2 protein-coding genes and 1 pseudogene are annotated in these 1749 nt (G+C 66.9%); all 3 read left to right on the forward strand.

What is annotated here, in order from left to right; translation table 11 throughout:
* Positions 1-277: pseudogene (locus ACGVJ8_RS07315) on the forward strand (hypothetical protein); the annotation flags it as partial.
* Complete coding sequence (locus ACGVJ8_RS07320) at positions 277-849, forward strand: GIY-YIG nuclease family protein (protein ID WP_392346802.1); 573 nt, start codon at positions 277-279, stop codon at positions 847-849. The pseudogene ACGVJ8_RS07315 and the gene ACGVJ8_RS07320, both read left to right, overlap by 1 nt.
* Before the next feature lie 55 nt (positions 850-904).
* Positions 905-1749, forward strand: an 845-nt coding sequence (locus ACGVJ8_RS07325) for a M17 family peptidase N-terminal domain-containing protein (protein WP_392346803.1), incomplete at its 3' end; no start/stop codon positions are given.

The raw sequence follows: 1749 nt of genomic DNA on the forward strand, positions 1-1749 counted from the left end.
GACACCCCATCTCCTCTTCCAGTGGCACGGTGATGCTCCACTGCAGCCGCAGGCCGCTCCCATCGACCTCAACAACGCCAGCACCGATCAGCTGGCGCTGCTCGGCTGGCCGGAGCAACGGCTGGCCAACCTGCTGCGGGAGCGCCGACGCGCCGGTTTCAAGAACCTGGCCGATCTGCAGGAGCGGCTCTGCCTGCCCGCCAGTAGCGTGGAAGCCCTGATCGGCCGTGTGAGTTTCGGCAGCCGCCGCGCCGGGCCCAGCCTGCCGCGGCCCTGATGCAGGGGGATCTGTTCTCCACCGGTGCGCTGGCCTTCAGCAACGGGCCCGACCTGCCTCTGCAACGGGAACAGCTGCTCGCCTGGCAACAGCGGCTGCATGCCCATCAGGCGCCGCTGTTCCGCAGGGAAAGCGCCGGCGCGGCCCAGGGGGATCTGTTCGGTACCAGCCCCGATGACGCCGCTGCGGCCATCGATCCACTGGCACTGACACCCCTGGCAATGAGTTTTTGGCGCTGGCCAGAACCATCCCACCGCGGGGCAGCGATCTACCTGGTGATGGACAGGCCATCCCAGCTGGAGCAGCCGCTCCTGCTTTATGTGGGCGAAACCCTGGCCGCCGAGCGCCGCTGGAAAGGCGATCACGACTGCAAGGCCTACCTCGCCGCTTACGGCGAAACCCTGCAAGGCTGTGAGCTGAGCACCCAGCTGAGCATCCGCTTCAGCTGCGATGTGCCCCGGGCCACCCGGGCCCGACGAGCCCTGGAACAACAGCTGATCCAACGCTGGTGGCCGCCGTTCAACAAGGAAACCCGCCAACGCTGGGCCACCCCCTTCACCGCAGAGGTCTAAGGCCGAAGCCAACGCACGGGATCGCTACGCTCATCTTTTGTTGATGCGTCCACCCATGCGCTTCTCCCTGTCCTCCACCGACTTGCAAGAGTGGAGCGGCGATGTGCTGGCGGTGGGGCTGCCCCAGGGCGATGTCGATGCCACGGCAACAGCCCTGGAACAACGCTTTGGCGGCGTCACCGATGCTCTCAAGCAGCAGAAGTTCAAAGGCAAGCCCGGAGACCAGCTGGTGATCACGCCCCTGGGCGGGGGCCCGCAGCGCCTGGTGGTGCTGGGCCTAGGCGAGAGCGACGGAATCGATACCGACCGCCTGCGTGCCGCCGCCGCCAAGGCCGCCAAGGCTGCCATCGGCTGTGAGGGCAGCCTCGGCCTCCAATTGCCCTGGACAGGAACCGATGCAACGGAAGCCGCCCGCATCTGCGCTGAAGCGGTGCGGCTCTGCCTCTACAAAGACCAGCGCTTCCGCAAGGAGCCGGACCCGCGCCGGATCCCCGAGGCCCTGGAGCTGATCGACCTTGACCCCGCCGCCGCCGCCGGTTTTGCGGCGGTCAATGCCACCTGCTCCGGTGTGGAACTGGCCCGGGAGCTGGTGGCTGCCCCTCCGAATGTGGTCACACCTGCCGCTCTTGCCGACACGGCCGCTGGCATAGCCCGGGACCATGGCCTTGAGCTCAAGGTACTCGAGCGAAGCGACTGCGAAGCCAAGGGCATGGGTGCTTTCCTGGCGGTGAGCCAGGGCTCCGATCTGCCCCCCAACCTCATACACCTGATCTACCGCCCCGAGGGCGAGGTGAAACGCCGCATCGCCCTGGTGGGCAAAGGCCTCACCTTTGATTCCGGCGGTTACAACCTCAAGGTGGGGGCGGCCCAGATCGACATGATGAAGTTCGACATGGGCGG

The sequence above is a fragment of the Parasynechococcus sp. genome (genome assembly GCF_042954245.1).
Lineage (GTDB): Bacteria > Cyanobacteriota > Cyanobacteriia > PCC-6307 > Cyanobiaceae > Parasynechococcus.

Coding starts and splice junctions, on each gene's coding strand:
- ACGVJ8_RS07320 (WP_392346802.1), top strand. CDS start 277: ATGCAGGGGGATCTGTTCTCCACCGGTGCGCTGGCCTTCAGCAACGGG.